The following is a 17986-nucleotide window of genomic DNA, read 5'->3' on the forward strand; positions in this document are numbered from 1 at the left end:
GCATAAAAAATGTATTACGCCTTAATTCAAGGAAGTAATCAGTTTTCAATAAAATTTAAAACTAAGTCTATGAAACCATTCATGAAACTATGCATGGCCGCATGCGCATTCATTGCTATTGTTATAACTATTGGCATTAGTTCCTGCAAAAAAGGCAGTGGAGTTACCTCTTCCGTTAAATCGGAATTGTCCAAACCCAAAGCGTTCTTTGAAAAACTTCATCAGCATCTAACCGATGAAAGCGCCCAGATATTATTAGAGGATTACAAATCGCTGACACCAGAAGAGATGGATGAATTCCTCCGTTTGAAGAATGAGGGAGAATCAAATGAAATTGAAGAAATGGAGGAAAGTGGAAGCCTGGGTAGGCAAGGCATCAGCAAAGCGTTGCTTGAACAACAGGTAAAGGCAATAGGGGAGTTCAGGAATGAACTGAATAAACTATCCCGGGAGAAATATGGGTATTCGCTTAATAAAACCAGTGAGGCACAGTTCGAAACATTAGCAAATGAGATTTCAAGGGAAGGAAAGTATGGCATTCTGAATATTAACGCTGCGGAAAATAACGCTGATCGTGATTTAGGTGTAACTGCCTGTACGGTGCCGCCCTATACCAGCCTGTCTACTTATGTTAGTAGTGGTGGCAAGCGATGGTACACCTATGTGCGTATGGACGACGATCGTAATGCTTCGGTTTGTGATGTTGAATACCGGTTCGACGGAGATTTCAAGTATTATCGGCCTGTAAGGAATGCTGACTATCTGGCAACAGGTTCAGGTGCCAGTTTGTTAAGACGTTACTTGCCATACTCCGATGGTATTGATACTTTTGTCCTTTGCGGGTATAACAAAATTGTATTTTGGATCGGGCCACTTGGTAATTTGCAGTTGAATATGAGGAATTGAGTTTTTGGATAATCCAATCATTTTGTTGATTGTATCTGATTTTTTATAATTTGATTTGAGTTCTTAAAACACGGTTCGGATAAGCATTTTGGCGGAAAAGGTCGCACCAGATTATCCTGATCTGGTGCGACCTTTTTTGGTACAAGACAGAGCAATTGGTCGTTGTCACACCTCATTTGCCATCCTTGCAAACTTGTTCCTGTACTCGATTGGCGTAAGCCCTGTGATCTTCTTGAAGGTGTCCCGGAATGCTTTCGTATCCGTATAACCTACATCAAACATGATGTCAGTTATATTTCTTCTTGACGCTTCAAAATATTTTTTGGCGGCTTCAATCCGTACCCTTTGTATGTAGGCTACGGGTGTATTATTGGTGGCCTCTTTAAATTTTCTCTCAAAAGTTCTGCGGCCGGTATTGATCAGTTTGGCCAAAGTTTCAATAGATAATTTATCGCAATAGTACTTTTCAATGTAATCCTGTACTTTTTGAATATCCTCATGCCCATGATTTCGTTGGCCTTTGAATATTGCAAATTGTGATTGGCTATCCCTTCCGATATCCAACGCAAAATATTTTGAGATCATGATCGCTGTTTCCTTGTCCGAAAACTTCTCAACCAGGTACAATATTAAATTCCATAAACTGCTTGCCCCACCACTGCTATAAATATTATCGTATTCCGTTATTATCGCGCCATCTTCCACTTCCACATCCGGGTATCTTTCTTTGAACTCATTGATATAAGCCCAATGTGTCGAGCATTTTTTACCATTGAGCAAACCCGTTTCGGCCAATAGAAAAGCGCCGATACATAAACTGGCGAGGCTTGAACCGTTCTTATGCAGCTTCTTGAAATAAGGTATTGCTTCAGCATTGGCCTGAATTCCTTTAACGGTATCGCCAAAGGCAGGTGGTATGATCAGCAGGTCGGTTGCCGAGACGTCTTTGAGCAGCCGGTCGGTTTTTATCGTGTATTCGCCATTGTTGGCGGGTACATATTCTTGCAAGCCCACATACTCGACTTTGAAAACAGGCTTTTTGCCAAATGCAGTTAAAAACTCATTGGCGGTATGAAAGGTTCTGAACGGCGGCGTAACGGCTTCAATTACCCCATATTCAGGTACAAAGACAGAGATCTGCATATCAATACTTGGTATTATATAGCAAGATAAAATATAGTTTTGTCATAATCACCCCTGAAATTGTCATTTTCACAACAGCCAATGTCTTGTCTTCTATCATAATTTTGAACTGTAAACATTAAACAACAAAAATTCAGTTATGGAACAAGCAACAAGAATTACGGTTGAAGCAACAGTGAATGCTCCCGTAGCAAACGTCTGGAAGGCCTGGAATACACCGGGCGACATTATGCAATGGAATAGTCCGGATCCAAGTTGGCACTGCCCGGCCAGTGAAAACGATCTGAGAACAGGTGGCAAGTTCAAGAACCGGATGGAAGCTAAAGACGGCAGCTTCGGTTTTGACTTTGAGGGCATTTATGACCGGGTGGAGCTGCATAAGGAAATTACCTACACCATGTCTGACGGCAGAAAGGCTACTACCTTGTTTACGGCACAGAATGGAAAGACCCGTATCGCAACCACTTTTGATCCCGAAACAGAAAATGCTCCGGAATTTCAGCAACAAGGGTGGCAAGCCATCCTGGATAATTTTGTGAAATATGTTGAGTCAAAATAGTTTATAGTTAATAATTAGTAAAAATGAAGAAGAATAAAATAATCTTTTGGGTAGCAACGATCATTATTATCCTCTGGGAAGGTGTTATGCCACTAGGCACCCTGCTTTTTTCACCGGAGTACGCAACCGCAGGTACAAGACCGTTGGGTTATCCCGATTACTTTGCATACACGCTTATTATCTGTAAAGCCCTCGGTGTTTTAGCGATTTCCCTTCCCCGGATACCAGCGAAGCTGAGAGAATGGGCATATGCGGGCCTGGCCTTTAATCTCATCTTTGCATTCATCAGTCACGCCTGTGTAGATAAAAACATCGGGTTTATGCTGCTGCCATTGGTGGTGCTGGGCATTCTAACGGTTTCGTATGTCTACAACCGTAAGGTCTATACGAATGGGTGAGATGAATTATCAAAGCCCACCGACAGGGCATAAAATCATGGAGAGCAATACAGTTTTATTGCGCCGGATCGTCAAGGCAAGTCCGGAAATGATATTTCGGGCATTTTCGGGCCCTCTGGCCAGTTCGACCGGGTATTCCGGGTGCTTAATTTATCTGTTATGAATGATTCTGATCGTGGTAAATTTGTGAGTGCTGTTTTTATTACGTTTTCCGGTAGTTGCAGGAAAGCACTCACTTATTACCAAACCTGTTTTGGCGGCACTTTGCAATTTGAAACTTTTGAGGAGGAATTGGAAGGTTACACAGAAATGCCTGTCGTCAGCGGGTCGCTTGTTTCCGATAGTGTGATTATTTATGGTTCGGACCTGGTACACAGCGAAGGGAGAACACTTGGGAATTATCTGTCTATTTTTCTGCATTGTAAAAATACGGATGACAGGCAAGCGCTTATTGAAAAACTGGGATTAAATGAACCCCATCTTTTTGCAAGGAATAGCGATGACCAGAAACTAGTTGAGGTAACCGATGCTTTTGATGTCAGATGGATACTGGGGGTTTAGCAATGATGCGTTGTCCGGCGGTCCTGGTATTAGGGCCTTCAAGTTCCGCGATTTGAAGGCCTTTTTGTTTTCCTGTGAGCTCATTGGTACTAAGTTCGAACTCTTTGTCAGAAGATCTGAGAAAATTGTTGCCTATTAAATAAGGTAGTTTTGATTATTAACGAAGACCGCTTCTTTTGACTATATTCAAATACTGCACAAAACACTACATTTGCTAGCTCAAACATTGCCTTTACTGTTTTATGGTTTTAAGTTTGCTATTATTGCGACAAGTTTGATGAAAATTAAACTAAAACCATGAAAAGGATCATCTTTACATTTCTCAGCTTCGTTGTCGCTCTATCTACGGTGAATGCACAAAAAGGCATCAACTTTTCCCGCAAGTACGCTGCTGGAGGAAAATTACTTATGTCTGTTGATAGTTCAGCAAAAAATGTCTATTATAATAATATTTTTCCTAATCAACCCAATACCTCCTTCAGTTATTTACCGGAAGTCAACAATGTAAGTATCCAAATTTATTTTAGAAAGAAAGATAGTGTACAACACTATCGGTACACAATTTTAGCCGATGATAAACCAATAGTAGTAAATAAACCGATCAACCGAGAGCAACTAAAGGATGTTGAAAGGCCGGACGAAATATTCAGATCTACAACACTTGGTATTTTCCCTATAAAGGACAAAACTATTACAACAATAATTTACAGCATCGAAAAACCTCTTGATATTGAGAAGTCTGTTTTTTACGGGAAGCCTATTCCAAGAGCGGAAATCAAGGCTTTTGCAAAACGTTCCGTAACTGAAAAGGGCTTTGATCATAGCCATATAATAGGGCCAAAAGAAAGAACAAGCTTTATTTTCACTGAAAAAGACGACGAGCTAACCATTGTTAAAGACAGAACAGATATTGACTATCTCTACTACACCTCCATAAAGGATAAACAAACAAATAAAACAATTTTTGAATCAACCAGTTGGTTATATGGCGGTTATGTTGATGATCATAAGCTTTCGCCTTATATAAAGATTGACAAAAGTGTTTTCAAAAAATCGGGGGATTATGAAATTATTATTCAACCATTGATTAGATGGAATACCTCTCCGCCAACAGATATAGAAGAATACATAACCAGACATACGCTCTCTGTCACTTTAGATCAGGAGAACTATACCAAATCAGAACTTTTGAAATATGCGCTTATCGTAGCATTATCTATTGGATTAGTCTTTCTCGTTATCCTTTACTTCATCAAAGAAAGTAACAAAAGAAGGCTGACGGAAAAAGAGCAGCAAAGAAACACTGTCAGGCTTCAGCTAAATTCGATCCGTTCCCAATTAAACCCTCATTTTCTATTTAATGCACTCTCCGGTATCCAAAATTTAATGAACAAAAACGAAATAGATAATGCCAATAAATACCTTTCTAAATTTGCCCGGTTAACTCGTAATGTACTTGATGATAAAGAACTGATCAGTTTGTCACAAGAAAAAAAATTATTAGACGATTACCTGCAAATGGAGCAATTGCGGTTTGGTTTTAAGTACGAAATTAACTGCTCCAAAAACCTCGATAACGTTGAGATACCAAGTATGCTACTGCAGCCTTTTGTAGAAAATGCGGTGAAACACGGTATATCACAAAAAGCTACCGCTGGAAAAATCATGATTGAATTTATTAAGGAAGCAAATAATTTGGTCTTAACTGTTTCCGATAATGGAAATGGATTTGACACGGAGAAAAAGTTCGATGGCTTGGGTCTTCAATTAAGTGACAGTAGAATAGCACTATTAAATAGAATTTATAAAGGAAATCATTTTACCTTAGCTATACAGTCAACCACTAACGGCACTAAAATATGTTTAACATTAACGGATTGGCTATAATATGATGAGAGCTGTTTTAATAGATGACGAAATTTCCAACTTGGAAAACTTGCGGACTTTACTGGAAAAGCACTGTCCGCAGGTAAGTATTATCGCCACGGCGCAAAGTGTAAGTGATGCGGTTGATGCTATTGAAAAGTATTTGCCTGATTTAGTATTTCTGGATATTCAGATGGGCGATAAAACAGGTTTTGATGTACTAAAGCTGCTGCCATCCCGTAATTTCGAAGTTGTTTTTGTTACCGCTTACGACCAATATGGAATTCAAGCTGTGAAATTTGCTGCGTTAGATTATCTTTTAAAACCTGTCGATATTGAAGAATTGATCAAATCGGTAAATAAAGCCGAGTATAAATTGGCAACACAAATACAGACTTCGCAGCTCGACTTTTTACTGCAACAACTAAAGAAACCAGAACCGAACATTCGCAAGATTGCCCTGCAGATGCAAGGCGAAATAAGGTATGTTATTTTGTCAGAAATTGTACGTTGTGAAGCAGATAATACTTATACTCAATTCTTCCTTTCGAGTGGTGAAAAAATATTGGTTTCTAAATCGCTTAAAGAATATGCGGATTTACTACACCCCAACGGATTTTTAAGAACTCACCAAAGTCACTTGGTAAATCCAAAATACGTGAAAAGCTGGTTAAAAGAAGACGGTGGTATTCTACTCTTAATGTCTGGTGAGAAAATACCGGTTTCTAAGCCTAACAAGGACACTGTAAAACAAGCCTTGCAGCTGCTCTGATTAATGAATTATAACCCGGAAAATGCTCTAACAACTTTTGTACATGACCGAAGCCACCCCATCCCTTCGTTCGAATCCCGTCTAAGTACAAAACGCCCCTCATTCATCATGAGAGGCGTTTTGTGACCCTGTAGGGACTCGAACCCTAGACCCGCTGATTAAGAGTCAGCTGCTCTACCAACTGAGCTACAGAGTCTGAAATCCCGGACCGTTTCCAACCCGGGCGCACGAAAGTAAGCAAAAAAATTAAATTTTCAGCCTTTATAACCGTTGCCGGGAAGTGATTTTCCCGGCAACGGCAGCATTGTTCAATCAACTAATTATCCTCCTTCAACTCTCCCAGAAAAGCCACCAGATCCCTGATCTCCTTCTTGGACAGTAGCGCCTTCATATCCGGCATGCTCGAAGGGAAATACGTCTTTTTTACGATCTGCGCATTTGGGATCACCCGGTCTGCTTCCGTACCGGCTTTCAGTTTCAGGCCGGTGGCGGTTTCTCCCTGCAATACGCCGGTGAGTTTTTCCCCATCCTTCAATTCCAGGGATACCATGCCGAATCCCGGCGCGAGGCGCGCACTGGGGGAGATGAGCGATTCCAGTATCTGTTCGCGGGTGAGGCGTCTGGCTACGCCGTTCAGGCGCGGCCCGGCATTGCCGCCACGGTCGTCAAACGCATGGCATTTCATACACTGCGCGTTCTGGTTCCGGAAAAACAGCTGTCTTCCATGTCTCGGGTCTCCGCCCTGCAAGGTGCTGGCATAGGAGGCGAGGAGATCATCCGGCGAGAATTTGCTGCTGATCTCCTTGTAGCGGGCGATCAACGGGGCAGAGCGAGTGCTGTCGATCGCTTCACCCAGCTCCAGGTACACATCGGCGCCCAGTTTGCCGGAAGCCATATTGTCCAGTAGTTCCGTAAAGGCCTGGTCCGTTTGGGCAACGGGGAGTTTCCCCAGCGCCAGGATGGCGGCCTGTTTCTCTTCCATGGTTTTTGTGGCGATCACGCCTTTCAGCAGCACCACCATCGTTTCGGCGGGAATGTTCATTTTCTCCAGCAGGTCAAGTCCGGCCACCCGCACATTTTTCTCTTTATCGGAGAGGGCGTAGCGGATGGCTTCTTCCACCTGCGGCGCCTGCAATGCCACCAGGGCTTTCAGCGCTTCGGCGCGCATAACGGCTTCCCGGTCGGTTTTCAGCACGGTCAGCAACTGGGCGGATGCGTGTTTGATCTTGAGTTTGCTGATGGCTTGCGCCGCGCTGATCCTCACGCTCAGTTCAGGATCTTTCAGCAGCGCCGTAAGGGCATCGGCGGATTTGCTGGTCAGCAGGGCGGCATCTCTTTCTATAGCGCCTCTCAATCTGCCGTCCACCCGGTCCAGCACGGAGGGTTTGGCCCAAACGCTCAGCACTTCGATGGCTTCAGCGCGCATTTTATCGGGTGCCCCGGTTTTCAGGGAATAATTGACAACGTTCTGCAGCGCGGAATCCGAGCCTACCCGGAGGTTGGCATTGATCGCGCGCCTGAGCAGCGCTTCATTGGTGAACGCAGTGGTATTCAGTAATCCGGCCAGCGCGGGTAATGCGTCTTTGATGGAAAGGTCGTCATTGATGGCCCTCGCGGCTTCGGTCACTACAAATTCATCGGTATCATTTAAGAAAACGGCAATCCCTGGATGGCTCATCCTCCGCAGCGTTACCACGCCTGCGATCCGCAATGCCCGGGATGGACTGGTGGCGAGGGCGATGACCGGCTCTGCCTTGCCGATCTCTGCCAATGCCACACAACCGGCATGCCGCAGATAGGCATCTTCATCGTTGTTCGCTTCCAGGAAGGCGATCAGCGGCTGCACGGCTCCTTCAAATTTAATTCTGCCCAGGGCCTCCGCGGCAAAGAAACGCGCCCTGCTGGCGGTGTCTTTCAGCAGCGGCACGAGCATGGGGCCGGCTGCGGCATACCGGATGTCTCCCAGCCATTTGGCGGCCTGCGCCCTGATCTCGGGGTCATTGTCTTTCAACAGGGGCAGGAGAGTAGCGGCATACTGCGCGTCTTGCCGTGCCAGCTGGCTGATGCCCCAGATCGCGTGTACGCGTGCGAGCTGGTCGCCTGTCTGCCTGAGCGCCTGTTGGAAGATACCAGCGCCTTCGTCCTTGCGCTTCACCAGCTCAAATTGTGCCTTGAGCCGCACCCGCATATCGGCATGTTTGAGCAAATTGCCGAGGTCGCTTTCCTTGCGGCTGCTGAAATCTGCCGCCAGCAGGGTCTGCACTTCCTTGCGTATCGCCATGGCCGATGCGTCCTGATGATCGAGTTTCCAGATGCGCCCGTAATTATGCGTGCCCCATCCGTCTATCCAGTCGGCTACGTACAGCGCGCCATCGGGACCGAAATCCAGCCCGGTTGCGAGTACGCCGCCCAATATCTTTTTATGCTCACCCAGCTCGAAGCTGGCGCCTTTCGGGTTCAGGCGGAAGCTGTGTATGCCGGAATTGGAGGGGTTGCCTACAAATTCCGCGATGAAGAATGTGTTTTTATATTCGGGACTTAACGCGGTACCGGGGTTGTACACCATTCCGGCCGGGCCGCTGACGAAGTTGCTGATGCAAGGGGTGATATAGGCGGCCTGGCCTTCAAAGCGGGGGAGGTACATCTTTTCATCCATCCATACTTTGTAGGTGTTGTTGTCCGGGTCGCGGTACTTGCCGTATTGCCAGTTGCTGCGCCAGCCTGCGTCCGAATCCCGCACGATGTACACCAGCCTTTCCTTTTCTCCGGGATGGTCGCCATCATTGTCTTCACTGATCAGGTTGCCGTATTCATCAAATACAAATTCGTGGGTATTGCGGATGCCATAGGCGAATATCTCGAAGTCACTGCCATCCGGGTTGGAACGGGCGATGACGCCGCTGTTGGGGTGTTCCCATTTCCGGCCATCGGGACCTTTGCCGTTGAATCCGATATCGCCGATCTGCCAGTATATCCGGCCATCCGGGCCCATTTCCACGCCGGACATGCCGTGACCGCTGAATCCCACATGAATGCCATATCCATGAGAGATAGACGTTTTCTCGTCTGCGATGCCATCCTTGTTCTTGTCGCGCATCTTCCAGAGGTCGGGCGCTACGGCTACGTAGAGGTCTTCTCCGTCGCTCAGCACACCGCCGGCCACATCGGTCACTTCATCATGGAAATCGTCCACCACCAGTTGGGAAAGATCGGCTACGCCGTCACCGGAAATGTCTTCCAGGCGGTAGACGTTCTCCGTTTCAATGGTGAGGTCGCGCCAGTCGTGCGAGCTGTCCCCGTTGAGGTCCGCCAGCCAGCGGTTCCTGTCGCTGTTTTCGGGGGAAAGCTCTTTGCGCAGGAATTCCCGCCTGTCTTCCACCGTTTGCAGGCTGATGGAGGGTATTTCCCAGTCCCGGTGCCCCCGGATATCGAACTCGGAGTTCTTTTGCCGGTTGGTGGTGGTGTAATACAACCTTCCATGATCATCGATATCGATGGCAATGGGGGAGATCACGAGCGAGTCGATCCCCCAGAGTTTCACGGTGAGGCCTTCCGCCAGTTCCGGTTTTACTTCGGATTCGATGGCAGCGGCTATCCGGGCGGTTTGTGTCGAATCCATCTGTTTGATCCTTTTATCAGCCGGTCCCTGGTCCCGGCAAGCCGGAAGGAGCGCTGCGGAGGACAGGATGGATGCCCAGGCAAGGTGAGTCAGTCTTTTCATTATAACGGATTGAAGATATCATGGCTTTAGGCCACAACGGGTTGTCTGGCCAAAAATCAGAGTAAGATATAATAAAAAAGGGCCGGATGCAAGGGGAGGAATTGCAGATTCCCGGAACTGGCATATCTTGTGCTTGCTAAAACTGAAAAATAACACCCATGGAATTCATTATTCCCGATTTTGCCGATCCGTCCGTCTGGATAAGCCTGCTGACCCTCTGTTTCCTGGAGATCGTGCTGGGCATTGACAACATTATTTTTATCTCCATTGTAGCAGGGAAACTGCCATTGCACCAGCAGCGCAAGGCCCGGAACATCGGGTTGAGCCTGGCAATGGTGTTCAGGGTTGGCCTGTTGCTTTGCATCAACTGGATCATTGGCCTGAAAGACCCTGTGATCAATTTCAAATGGCTGAACGGAGAGGTCATCCCGCTAAGCTGGAAAGACATCATTTTGCTGGCCGGGGGGCTTTTCCTGATCGTTAAAAGCACCCTGGAGATACATCACAAGCTGCAGGAAAATGCGGAAGATAAACATGAAAGCACCCGTAAGCCTCACGGCCTGGGCTCCGTACTGTTGCAGATCGTGCTGGTGGATGCCGTCTTTTCCTTTGATTCCATCCTGACGGCGGTGGGACTGGTAGAGAATGTGCTGGTGATGATCATTGCCGTGGTGGTATCCATTGTGATCATGATGTTATTTGCCGGTCCGGTGACGAGGATCATCAACAAACAGCCTACGCTGCAAATGCTGGCACTGTCTTTCCTGGTCGTTATTGGTGTGGTGCTGATCGCCAGCGGATTTCACCAGGAGATCAGCAAGAGCATCATTTACTCCTGCCTGGGCTTCTCGCTGATGGTGGAGTTCCTGAATATCAGGCTGAGAGGGCGGCGAACCAAAAATATCAAGCTGAATACCGAGCCGAAGAATATTGATTCCAATAAAGAATAATGTTCAAACAGGGCAGGTGTTTTTAATGCCTGTCCTGTTATTTTCCTACCTCCCCGCATTCCTTACACTGTCTTTCTCCTTTTTCTGCTGTTCCTTTTCCTGCTTCCTGAAGTATCTTCTGAAGAGGAAATTGCTGCGCAGCGCCTCCATATTCATATCCAGTTTTTTCGTGGTGCTTTCCAGGTTGGAGAGGGTGGCCTTCAGGTCTTCCGCTGCCTGGGGGTCGTTCAGGATCACGCCTGCGGCGGATTCGCTGCTGCCCAGTTTGTTAGTTACGTCCGCGCTGATGGCTTTGAAGTTGCGCATCATTTCATTGGCGTCCTGAGAAGCCGCCTCCAGCTGTACCGATGTGCTGCGGAGTTTGCCGAAAACAACGGTATCGCTGATCAGGTCGTTAGCCAGAGAACCTTTTGTCTGCAATTTCTGCGCATAATCGGCCAGGCCTTCTGTCAGCAGGCGGGTATTGGCCATGGTCTGGCTGAGCGAAGCCATCGTCTCGTCCAGTTTTAAAAACACGGAAGAGTCGTTGATCAGCCGGCCAAGGGTACCTTGTCCATCTACGATGCTTTTTGAAATGGTCTTCAGGTTGCCGGTGATCTCCACGAGGTTTTTATTGTTCACCTGCAGGGTGTTCATCAGTTCATCGCTGCTGATGGTATTGGCGATGGCCAGCACATCCCCGTCCTCGATGGGCGGTGCCTGTTCAGTGCCTCCGCTCAGGGCGATGATCTTGTTGCCCACGAGTCCGTCTGTACCTACTTTCGCCAGCACATCCTTATGAATGAACTGCCGGGAGCTTTTTTCGATGTCCATCAACACTTCAATGCGGTTATGGTCTACAAAGCTGATCTTTCTGATAGTGCCTACTTTCACACCGGAGAACCAGATGTTATCGCCTTTGGCGAGGCCGCCTACATCGCTGAAAAGGGCTTTTACCTGCACGGACTGGATGAAGGATTTCCGCTGTCCGCCCAATACCAGTATCGCCGCGGCAAATATGAGCAGGCCAACAAATATGAATATGCCTACGATAACGCTTCTCTTAGTACTTGAACCTTTCATAGCTTATATTTAATTTTTACGGGTCAGATGGAATGCTTCTGCGTCACAGCTTATTGTATAAAGTTATAATCATAAAACTCCCTGATCAGCTCATCATCTGATTCAAAGACCTCTTCAAAATTCCCTTTTTTGATGAACCGCCCTTCTTTCAGCACGGCTATTTTGTCACCCGTGGCCTTGGCACAGGTGAGATCGTGCGTGATGATGATAGAGCTGGTCTTGAACCGCCGCTGCACTTCATTGATCAGGTTATTGATCTCGATGCAGGTAATGGGGTCCAGCCCCGCAGTGGGCTCATCGTACAGCATGATCTCCGGCCGGAGGATCAGTGTGCGGGCGATGCCGATACGTTTCCTTTGCCCGCCGGACAGCTCCGCCGGCATCTGGTCTATGGTCTGCGAGAGGCCAACGGCATCCAGCACGATCTCAATGCGTTTGTTGCGTTGCTCCCGTTTCATGCCCGGTTCATTACGGGTAAGGGGGAATGCGAGGTTTTCCCCTACCGTCATGCTGTCGTACAGCGCACCATTCTGAAAACAGAAGCCGACTTTAAGCCGGAGCTCCCGCAATTCCCGGTTGTTCAGTTTATTCACTTCCAGCCCCAGCACATTCACCGTCCCGGCATCCTGCTTCAGCAATCCCGCAATGATCTTGATCAAAACGGATTTACCGGTACCGGAACGCCCCAGCACAACGATATTCTCCCCTTTGTAAAGGTCCAGATCCACTCCCTGCAATACATGATTATCCCCAAAGGATTTGTACAGCCCGCTGATGGTGATCACCTTTTCTTCCCAATCGATATCCGGTGTAAATGTTTTCATATCAGCGTATCATATTTACCAGTTGAACAATAATGATCTCTTCAATGAATATCAGGAACATGGAAATGACCACCGAAACGTTGGCAGCTTTCCCCACACCTTGGGTACCTTGTGTGGCATTATATCCCAGGTACGAGGATACTGTGCCGATGGTGAACCCGAAAATGATGGCTTTTCCAAGCGAAGCGGCGAAATCCAGGAAAGAGATGTTGGACAGTGCGCTCTGCAGGAAAGCAGCCAGGGTGGTCTGTTCATTCAGGTGTACATCGAGGTAGGAGCCCGCCATACCGATCAATGCCGTATAGGCCATTAGTATAGGCAGACAGATGGTACAGGCCAGTATCCGGGTGACTACCAGGTATTTGAACGGGTTAATGGCCGATACCTCCATCGCATCGATCTGTTCCGTTACCTTCATGGATGCCAGTTCGGCCCCTATGCTGGAGCCTACTTTACCCGCACAGATCAGCGCCGTTACCAGCGGGGCCAACGCCCGGATCACGGCTATTGCGATCAGGGAAGGCAGCCAGGAGGTTGCCCCGAATTCCGCCAGCGAGGGGCGGGATTGCTTCGTGAACACCAGACCGGTGATAAATCCGGTTAAACTGATGAGCGCCAGGGATTTATATCCGACCTGGTAACACTGGCGAATCAACTCTTTGATCTCGAATGGCGGAAGCATCACTTCTCTGAAGAAACGGCCGATGAACTTGAAAATGTTGTAAACCCCGGTAAAAAAAACGTCCACACTTTTGGAAATAACCGGTTTGTCACGCTGTTCTGTATTGTCCATTTGCCAATTTTACAGGTAAATAAATATAATATCCGGATGAACTACGTCAGATCGTTTCTTTTTTTCACTACAATTTAACCATATCATTTGTTTTACTGTTGTTCCCGGGCTATTATAATCAAACAGCATTCCATATATTTCGGTAATCATTATCTTCATATTATGCTCACTCGCAGAGATTTCCTCGAAATGGCCCTGAAAGGCATCGTGATCATCGGTGCGGGCAATACTTTGCAGTCCTTTTCACCCGTGGGTTTTCGCCTGCCGGACCGGGAAAAGGTGCGGTTCCGCTTTGCCCTGGCTTCTGACGGGCATTACGGGCAACCCAAAACCACCTATTACGAGAGCCATAAAAAGATGGTCAAATGGCTGAACCGGGAAGGCCGCCGCAGGGGGCTGGATTTCGCCGTGATCAACGGGGATATTTTTCATGACGACAGCCGGTTCCTGCCGGAGGCGAAGAAGACCTGGGACCAGTTGAAGATGACCTATTATGTATCGCATGGCAATCACGATATGGCGCCGGAAAGCGATTGGGAGCAGACCTGGGGTATTCCCTGGCACCACGCCTTCGAAACGGAGGACGCCGCCTTCCTGATCCTGAACACCGCGGATGTAAAAGGGAAATATATCTGTCCGGATCTCGGCTGGACGGAAGAACAGCTGCAACGTTACCGCAACAAAAAACACCTGTTCGTATTCATGCATATCACCCCGGTGAAATGGACGGAGCATGGTATCGACTGCCCGGAACTGGTGGATATGTTCTCCCGGCAGCAGAACCTGCGCGCCGTATTCCACGGGCATGACCATATAGAGGATGGCATGAAGGAAAAGAACGGCAAACATTATTTCTTTGATGCACATATCGGCGGCAGCTGGGGAACGCCTTACACGGGCTACCGCATTGTAGAGCTGCTGGAGAGCGGGGAAGTGCTGAGCTACCAGGTGAACCCCGGGGAGGATGAGCCGGTGAACAGCACAACGATACCGGTCTGAGTGGTTCACGGACAGTCGCTAAATTACTACAGCACTTTAGGAATACAACTACAAAAACAGTGGGAGCGCTTGCCTAATTTTAGACAAGTCAATTATATCTCTCACATATCCTATGAAAATCTTTCTGTTACCTGCCCTTCTGCTGGGAATCATCCTGGTGTCCCTTTCCTATTTTTCCGCAACTTATAACTGGATATGGAACGATGTTTTCGTAGTCCTCGGCTTTGTCGGGTACACCCTGATCATCAGCGCCATTGCCTACTTCCTGATATGCCTGCTGGACAGGCGGTTTGATGACCTGTCCAAATAACAGGAAAACCGGTCATGACGGCAGATACTCCGGGGGAATCGACCTCATAATGCCCCTGACCGGTCAGCCAAAAGTACCATCCGCCTAAAAATCAGCCTAAAGTATGAACCGGAATACCGGAAAATCGTTGATTTTTGAACCGGACTTATAAACCGGATCTATATGAAAAAAAATGTGATCGTTTTCGGGTTGATCTCCGGATTGATCCTCACCGTACTGATGGTGACCTCTACGGTAATGTGTTACCGGAATGAGAATTTCGAGGGAAATATGGTGCTCGGGTATGCCGCCATGCTTCTCGCTTTCTCCCTGATCTTCGTAGGGATAAAGAATTACCGGGACAAATTCAACGGTGGCCTGATCACCTTCGGAAAGGCTTTCAGGATCGGGATGTTCATTTCGTTGATCGCCTCCAGCATGTATGTGCTGGTATGGCTGGTGGAGTACTATGTGTTCATCCCGGATTTTATGGACAAGTACATACCGCATGTGATGAATGCGGCCCGGGAGGATGGAGCCACCGCGGCAGAGCTGGAAAAGAAAGCGGTACAGATGGCCGATTTCAAGGAGATGTACCGGAATCCGCTTTTCGTGGTGCTGATCAGCTATTTCGAGGTCCTCCCGATTGGATTGGCCGTTTCCCTGATCTGTGCCTGGATATTGAGGCGCAACCGGAAGGATGGGGAAGTCCTCGCCACAGCCCATTGAGCAAGGGCGCCCCGCAATTATTGACAGGGCTGGCCGGGAGGCTGGCCCTGCTTTTTTATGGTCTGCCGGCCGGTTTTGCCGGGCTCCGGCACCTGTTCCCTGTATTTTCTCTAATTTAAGGGCCGTAAATGAACTATTCCGGATGTATGATGGCCAATAACTTCCTGTCGAAATACAAACTTGTTTTCCTGTATGGTGTGGCGCTGGCGCTGCTGCTGTTCCTGCTGCGCCTGCTGGAGCTGCATTTTGTGATCATGGGCAACGCCATGGAGCTGTATATTGGCGCCATCGCGGTCATTTTTACGGCGCTGGGCATCTGGCTGGCGCTGAAGCTGGCCCGGCCGAAAGTGGAGACCGTGGTGGTGGAAAAGGAAGTATTTGTCCATCAGAACGGTGCGCCGTTTATATTGAATGAAACAGCCCTGCAGGCGCTCCAGCTGACCAAAAGGGAATTTGAAGTGCTGCAGCTGATGGCCGAAGGGCTTAGCAACCAGGAGATCGCCGCCCGGCTGTTCCTTTCCCTTCACACGATCAAAACCCATTCTTCCAGGCTGTTTGAAAAAATGGAGGTGAAACGGCGGACACAGGCCATAGAAAAAGGGAAGCGGCTGCAGATCATCCCCTGAAGGACCATGCCCTGTAAATTGCCGGATGGCTTGTTGTTCCATTTCGGGCATATATATGGATAGTCATTGAAAATTAAAACCCGGAATTAACGAAGAATATTATTTTTGCCCGTTACCACTAATGTCCAAACCACTCCGCAGACAATGTACGACAAGCAGATCAGCGATGGAGAATTACTACGATCTTTAAGAGGGGATGATACCGCTGCCTTTGAGGTGCTGTATGATCGCTACTGGAAGGCTTTGTACCTCAAGGCTTGCCAGCGGGTGGACAAGGATGAGGCAAAAGACCTGGTACAGGAAGTGATGATCAGCCTGTGGCGCCGCCGGAAGGAGATAGCGCCGGACCAGGAAGGGGACCTCGGCCGTTACCTCTTCACGGCCATCAAGTACCGCGTCATCAGCCATTATGCATTCACCGCCACCGAGATCAAAAAGCTGGATATCTTCGATATCCTTGAGGGGCAGCTGAACAATGACGCGCTGGAAACCAAAGAACTGAAAGCCTCCATCGAATCGGCCGTCAGCCGTCTGCCGGCCAGGATGCAGCAGATCTTCCGGATGAGCCGGGAAGACGACTGCTCCATCCCCGATATTGCCAGAAAACTCAACCTGTCCGAGCAAACGGTCAAGAACCAGCTCACGGAAGCCCTCAAAAGATTACGTAACTCCCTGCAAGCCAGTTCTTCAGGGGAATGGGCATTAATGCTTGCCTATATGTTCCTGCACGTCCACAAAAACCTTTGAAATTTTTTTTCCTGTTGACTAGTACCAAACCCTGTTTTTCAGGATAAGGTATTAAAACGCGCATATTGGAAGCAAAGAAAATTAAGCAGCTGTTCCGGCAGTATTTGCTTGGAAAGGCTCCGGAGAAGGAGAGCGAAGTAGTGGAAAACTGGTACGATTCCTTCGACGAGGTTCCTGTCATGTTGATGGGAGCGGAGGAGGAGCGCCTTGTCCGCCAGGAAATATGGCAAAATATCCAACCCCAAATTTCAGTTGCTAAATCCTTTTACCTGCGCACGGCAAGCCGTTGGGCCGCCGCGGCGGTGATCCTGCTGGGGATCGGCGGTCTCGCCTATTTCCTCCTGAACCCGTCCCCATCCTATACCCAAATCAGCACCGCTGACGGAGAGCAAAGGACCATACAAATGGAAGACGGTTCCCGCCTTGTGCTCAATGCCGGTTCTACCGTCCGTATCTCCGCTGATTTCTCCCGCGAAAGGAAACTCCATATCCTTGACGGGGAAGTATTCGTGGATGTGAAAGGCGATATCCAAAAGCCCTTTATCGTGGAAAGCGGCCCGCTGACCACTACGGTACTGGGCACATCCTTTAATATTTCCGCCTATGAGGGCCTGCAGAGACTGAGCGTGGGCGTAGTGTCCGGCAAAGTGAGCGTGAAGGCGGCCGGAAAGGTGAACATCCTCGAAAAAGGCCGGGAACTGGTGTATGACAGGCAGCTGGGCACCAGCAGCGTAGCAGTGCTGGCCCCTGGTACGATCGAATGGCAGCAGGGCAAACTGATACTCAATGATGTTTCTTTTGATGATATGGTGGTGCTGATGAAAAAGAATTTCGGCATTCAGATCACTTCCACGGAAGACCACGTTAAAGCAACCCGGTACACCACGGAACTACCCACTACCATGGAACCTGTTAAAGCAGCGGAAGTACTGGCCGCTATTCACCGCCTGAAAATAAAAGTCAACAATAACCATCAAATACTGATCTACTAAAAGCAGTGCAAACAGCTGCGATACTTACGCTATAACATTTAAGCCTGAA

General features: G+C 48.0%; 18 protein-coding genes and 1 tRNA gene. 13 read left to right on the forward strand and 6 right to left on the reverse strand.

Annotated elements, in window-relative coordinates; genetic code table 11:
* Positions 1-69: 69 nt before the first annotated feature.
* The gene (locus FW415_RS14485; protein WP_148386250.1) at positions 70-906 is read left to right on the forward strand and encodes a hypothetical protein; all 837 of its coding nucleotides are present in this window, start codon (positions 70-72) and stop codon (positions 904-906) included.
* A gap of 165 nt (positions 907-1071) precedes the next feature.
* On the opposite strand, the gene FW415_RS14490 is transcribed toward FW415_RS14485, so the two are convergent.
* Positions 1072-2049, reverse strand: a complete 978-nt coding sequence (locus FW415_RS14490; RefSeq protein ID WP_148386253.1) for a GlxA family transcriptional regulator — start codon at positions 2047-2049, stop codon at positions 1072-1074.
* Positions 2050-2188: 139 nt separating this feature from the next.
* Here FW415_RS14490 and FW415_RS14495 point away from each other — a divergent pair, with 139 nt between their 5' ends.
* The 5 genes from FW415_RS14495 (at position 2189) to FW415_RS14515 (ending at position 6205) form a co-directional block, all read left to right on the forward strand.
* A complete protein-coding gene (locus FW415_RS14495) occupies positions 2189-2608 on the forward strand; it encodes an SRPBCC family protein (RefSeq protein WP_148386255.1) in 420 nt (139 codons plus the stop codon).
* 23 nt (positions 2609-2631) lie between these two features.
* Positions 2632-3006: a DoxX family protein gene (locus tag FW415_RS14500; RefSeq protein ID WP_148386258.1), complete on the forward strand. Its 375-nt coding sequence runs from the start codon at positions 2632-2634 to the stop codon at positions 3004-3006.
* Positions 3007-3165: 159 nt separating this feature from the next.
* Positions 3166-3567 (forward strand): glyoxalase, encoded by a 402-nt coding sequence (locus FW415_RS14505; RefSeq protein WP_148386260.1) that lies wholly within the window; start codon positions 3166-3168, stop codon positions 3565-3567.
* 297 nt (positions 3568-3864) lie between these two features.
* Positions 3865-5454, forward strand: coding sequence for a sensor histidine kinase (locus FW415_RS14510; RefSeq protein WP_148386262.1), 1590 nt, complete (start codon positions 3865-3867; stop codon positions 5452-5454).
* 1 nt (position 5455) lies between these two features.
* The gene (locus FW415_RS14515) at positions 5456-6205 is read left to right on the forward strand and encodes a LytTR family DNA-binding domain-containing protein (protein WP_246858746.1); all 750 of its coding nucleotides are present in this window, start codon (positions 5456-5458) and stop codon (positions 6203-6205) included.
* 123 nt (positions 6206-6328) lie between these two features.
* Here FW415_RS14515 and FW415_RS14520 read toward each other — a convergent pair.
* Positions 6329-6401, reverse strand: a tRNA-Lys gene (locus FW415_RS14520).
* A gap of 120 nt (positions 6402-6521) precedes the next feature.
* Complete coding sequence (locus tag FW415_RS14525) at positions 6522-9926, reverse strand: HEAT repeat domain-containing protein (RefSeq protein WP_148386266.1); 3405 nt, start codon at positions 9924-9926, stop codon at positions 6522-6524.
* Positions 9927-10084: 158 nt separating this feature from the next.
* Here FW415_RS14525 and FW415_RS14530 point away from each other — a divergent pair, with 158 nt between their 5' ends.
* The gene (locus FW415_RS14530) at positions 10085-10876 is read left to right on the forward strand and encodes a TerC family protein (RefSeq protein WP_148386269.1); all 792 of its coding nucleotides are present in this window, start codon (positions 10085-10087) and stop codon (positions 10874-10876) included.
* 45 nt (positions 10877-10921) lie between these two features.
* On the opposite strand, the gene FW415_RS14535 is transcribed toward FW415_RS14530, so the two are convergent.
* The 3 genes from FW415_RS14535 to FW415_RS14545 are packed head-to-tail and all read right to left on the reverse strand — an operon-like array spanning position 10922 to position 13555.
* Positions 10922-11938: an MlaD family protein gene (locus FW415_RS14535; RefSeq protein WP_148386271.1), complete on the reverse strand. Its 1017-nt coding sequence runs from the start codon at positions 11936-11938 to the stop codon at positions 10922-10924.
* A 50-nt stretch (positions 11939-11988) separates the two neighbouring features.
* The gene (locus FW415_RS14540) at positions 11989-12762 is read right to left on the reverse strand and encodes an ABC transporter ATP-binding protein (RefSeq protein WP_148386273.1); all 774 of its coding nucleotides are present in this window, start codon (positions 12760-12762) and stop codon (positions 11989-11991) included.
* A 1-nt stretch (position 12763) separates the two neighbouring features.
* A complete protein-coding gene (locus tag FW415_RS14545) occupies positions 12764-13555 on the reverse strand; it encodes an ABC transporter permease (RefSeq protein ID WP_148386276.1) in 792 nt (263 codons plus the stop codon).
* A gap of 162 nt (positions 13556-13717) precedes the next feature.
* Between FW415_RS14545 and FW415_RS14550 the strand changes: the two genes are divergently transcribed.
* The 6 genes from FW415_RS14550 to FW415_RS14575 all read left to right on the forward strand — a co-directional run bounded on the left by FW415_RS14550 (position 13718) and on the right by FW415_RS14575 (position 17937).
* On the forward strand, positions 13718-14554 hold the full coding sequence (locus FW415_RS14550) for a metallophosphoesterase (RefSeq protein WP_148386278.1): 837 nt from the start codon (positions 13718-13720) through the stop codon (positions 14552-14554).
* A gap of 112 nt (positions 14555-14666) precedes the next feature.
* Complete coding sequence (locus tag FW415_RS14555) at positions 14667-14864, forward strand: hypothetical protein (protein ID WP_148386281.1); 198 nt, start codon at positions 14667-14669, stop codon at positions 14862-14864.
* Positions 14865-15026: 162 nt separating this feature from the next.
* Complete coding sequence (locus tag FW415_RS14560; RefSeq protein ID WP_148386283.1) at positions 15027-15572, forward strand: DUF4199 domain-containing protein; 546 nt, start codon at positions 15027-15029, stop codon at positions 15570-15572.
* Positions 15573-15700: 128 nt separating this feature from the next.
* Complete coding sequence (locus tag FW415_RS14565; RefSeq protein WP_210420695.1) at positions 15701-16198, forward strand: response regulator transcription factor; 498 nt, start codon at positions 15701-15703, stop codon at positions 16196-16198.
* Between the two features lie 144 nt (positions 16199-16342).
* Positions 16343-16945, forward strand: coding sequence for an RNA polymerase sigma factor (locus FW415_RS14570; protein ID WP_148386285.1), 603 nt, complete (start codon positions 16343-16345; stop codon positions 16943-16945).
* Positions 16946-17010: 65 nt separating this feature from the next.
* A complete protein-coding gene (locus tag FW415_RS14575; protein ID WP_148386288.1) occupies positions 17011-17937 on the forward strand; it encodes a FecR family protein in 927 nt (308 codons plus the stop codon).
* The last annotated feature ends 49 nt before the right edge of the window (positions 17938-17986 follow it).

Source organism: Chitinophaga sp. XS-30 (genome assembly GCF_008086345.1).
Classification (GTDB): domain Bacteria; phylum Bacteroidota; class Bacteroidia; order Chitinophagales; family Chitinophagaceae; genus Chitinophaga.

What these genes read in the sequence shown, in the direction of transcription:
- FW415_RS14485 (WP_148386250.1), top strand. Translation starts at nt 70, where the DNA reads ATGAAACCATTCATGAAACTATGCATGGCCGCATGCGCATTCATTGCT.
- FW415_RS14490 (WP_148386253.1), bottom strand. Translation starts at nt 2,049, where the DNA reads ATGCAGATCTCTGTCTTTGTACCTGAATATGGGGTAATTGAAGCCGTT.
- FW415_RS14495 (WP_148386255.1), top strand. Translation starts at nt 2,189, where the DNA reads ATGGAACAAGCAACAAGAATTACGGTTGAAGCAACAGTGAATGCTCCC.
- FW415_RS14500 (WP_148386258.1), top strand. Translation starts at nt 2,632, where the DNA reads ATGAAGAAGAATAAAATAATCTTTTGGGTAGCAACGATCATTATTATC.
- FW415_RS14505 (WP_148386260.1), top strand. Translation starts at nt 3,166, where the DNA reads ATGAATGATTCTGATCGTGGTAAATTTGTGAGTGCTGTTTTTATTACG.
- FW415_RS14510 (WP_148386262.1), top strand. Translation starts at nt 3,865, where the DNA reads ATGAAAAGGATCATCTTTACATTTCTCAGCTTCGTTGTCGCTCTATCT.
- FW415_RS14515 (WP_246858746.1), top strand. Translation starts at nt 5,456, where the DNA reads ATGATGAGAGCTGTTTTAATAGATGACGAAATTTCCAACTTGGAAAAC.
- FW415_RS14525 (WP_148386266.1), bottom strand. Translation starts at nt 9,926, where the DNA reads ATGAAAAGACTGACTCACCTTGCCTGGGCATCCATCCTGTCCTCCGCA.
- FW415_RS14530 (WP_148386269.1), top strand. Translation starts at nt 10,085, where the DNA reads ATGGAATTCATTATTCCCGATTTTGCCGATCCGTCCGTCTGGATAAGC.
- FW415_RS14535 (WP_148386271.1), bottom strand. Translation starts at nt 11,938, where the DNA reads ATGAAAGGTTCAAGTACTAAGAGAAGCGTTATCGTAGGCATATTCATA.
- FW415_RS14540 (WP_148386273.1), bottom strand. Translation starts at nt 12,762, where the DNA reads ATGAAAACATTTACACCGGATATCGATTGGGAAGAAAAGGTGATCACC.
- FW415_RS14545 (WP_148386276.1), bottom strand. Translation starts at nt 13,555, where the DNA reads ATGGACAATACAGAACAGCGTGACAAACCGGTTATTTCCAAAAGTGTG.
- FW415_RS14550 (WP_148386278.1), top strand. Translation starts at nt 13,718, where the DNA reads ATGCTCACTCGCAGAGATTTCCTCGAAATGGCCCTGAAAGGCATCGTG.
- FW415_RS14555 (WP_148386281.1), top strand. Translation starts at nt 14,667, where the DNA reads ATGAAAATCTTTCTGTTACCTGCCCTTCTGCTGGGAATCATCCTGGTG.
- FW415_RS14560 (WP_148386283.1), top strand. Translation starts at nt 15,027, where the DNA reads ATGAAAAAAAATGTGATCGTTTTCGGGTTGATCTCCGGATTGATCCTC.
- FW415_RS14565 (WP_210420695.1), top strand. Translation starts at nt 15,701, where the DNA reads ATGAACTATTCCGGATGTATGATGGCCAATAACTTCCTGTCGAAATAC.
- FW415_RS14570 (WP_148386285.1), top strand. Translation starts at nt 16,343, where the DNA reads ATGTACGACAAGCAGATCAGCGATGGAGAATTACTACGATCTTTAAGA.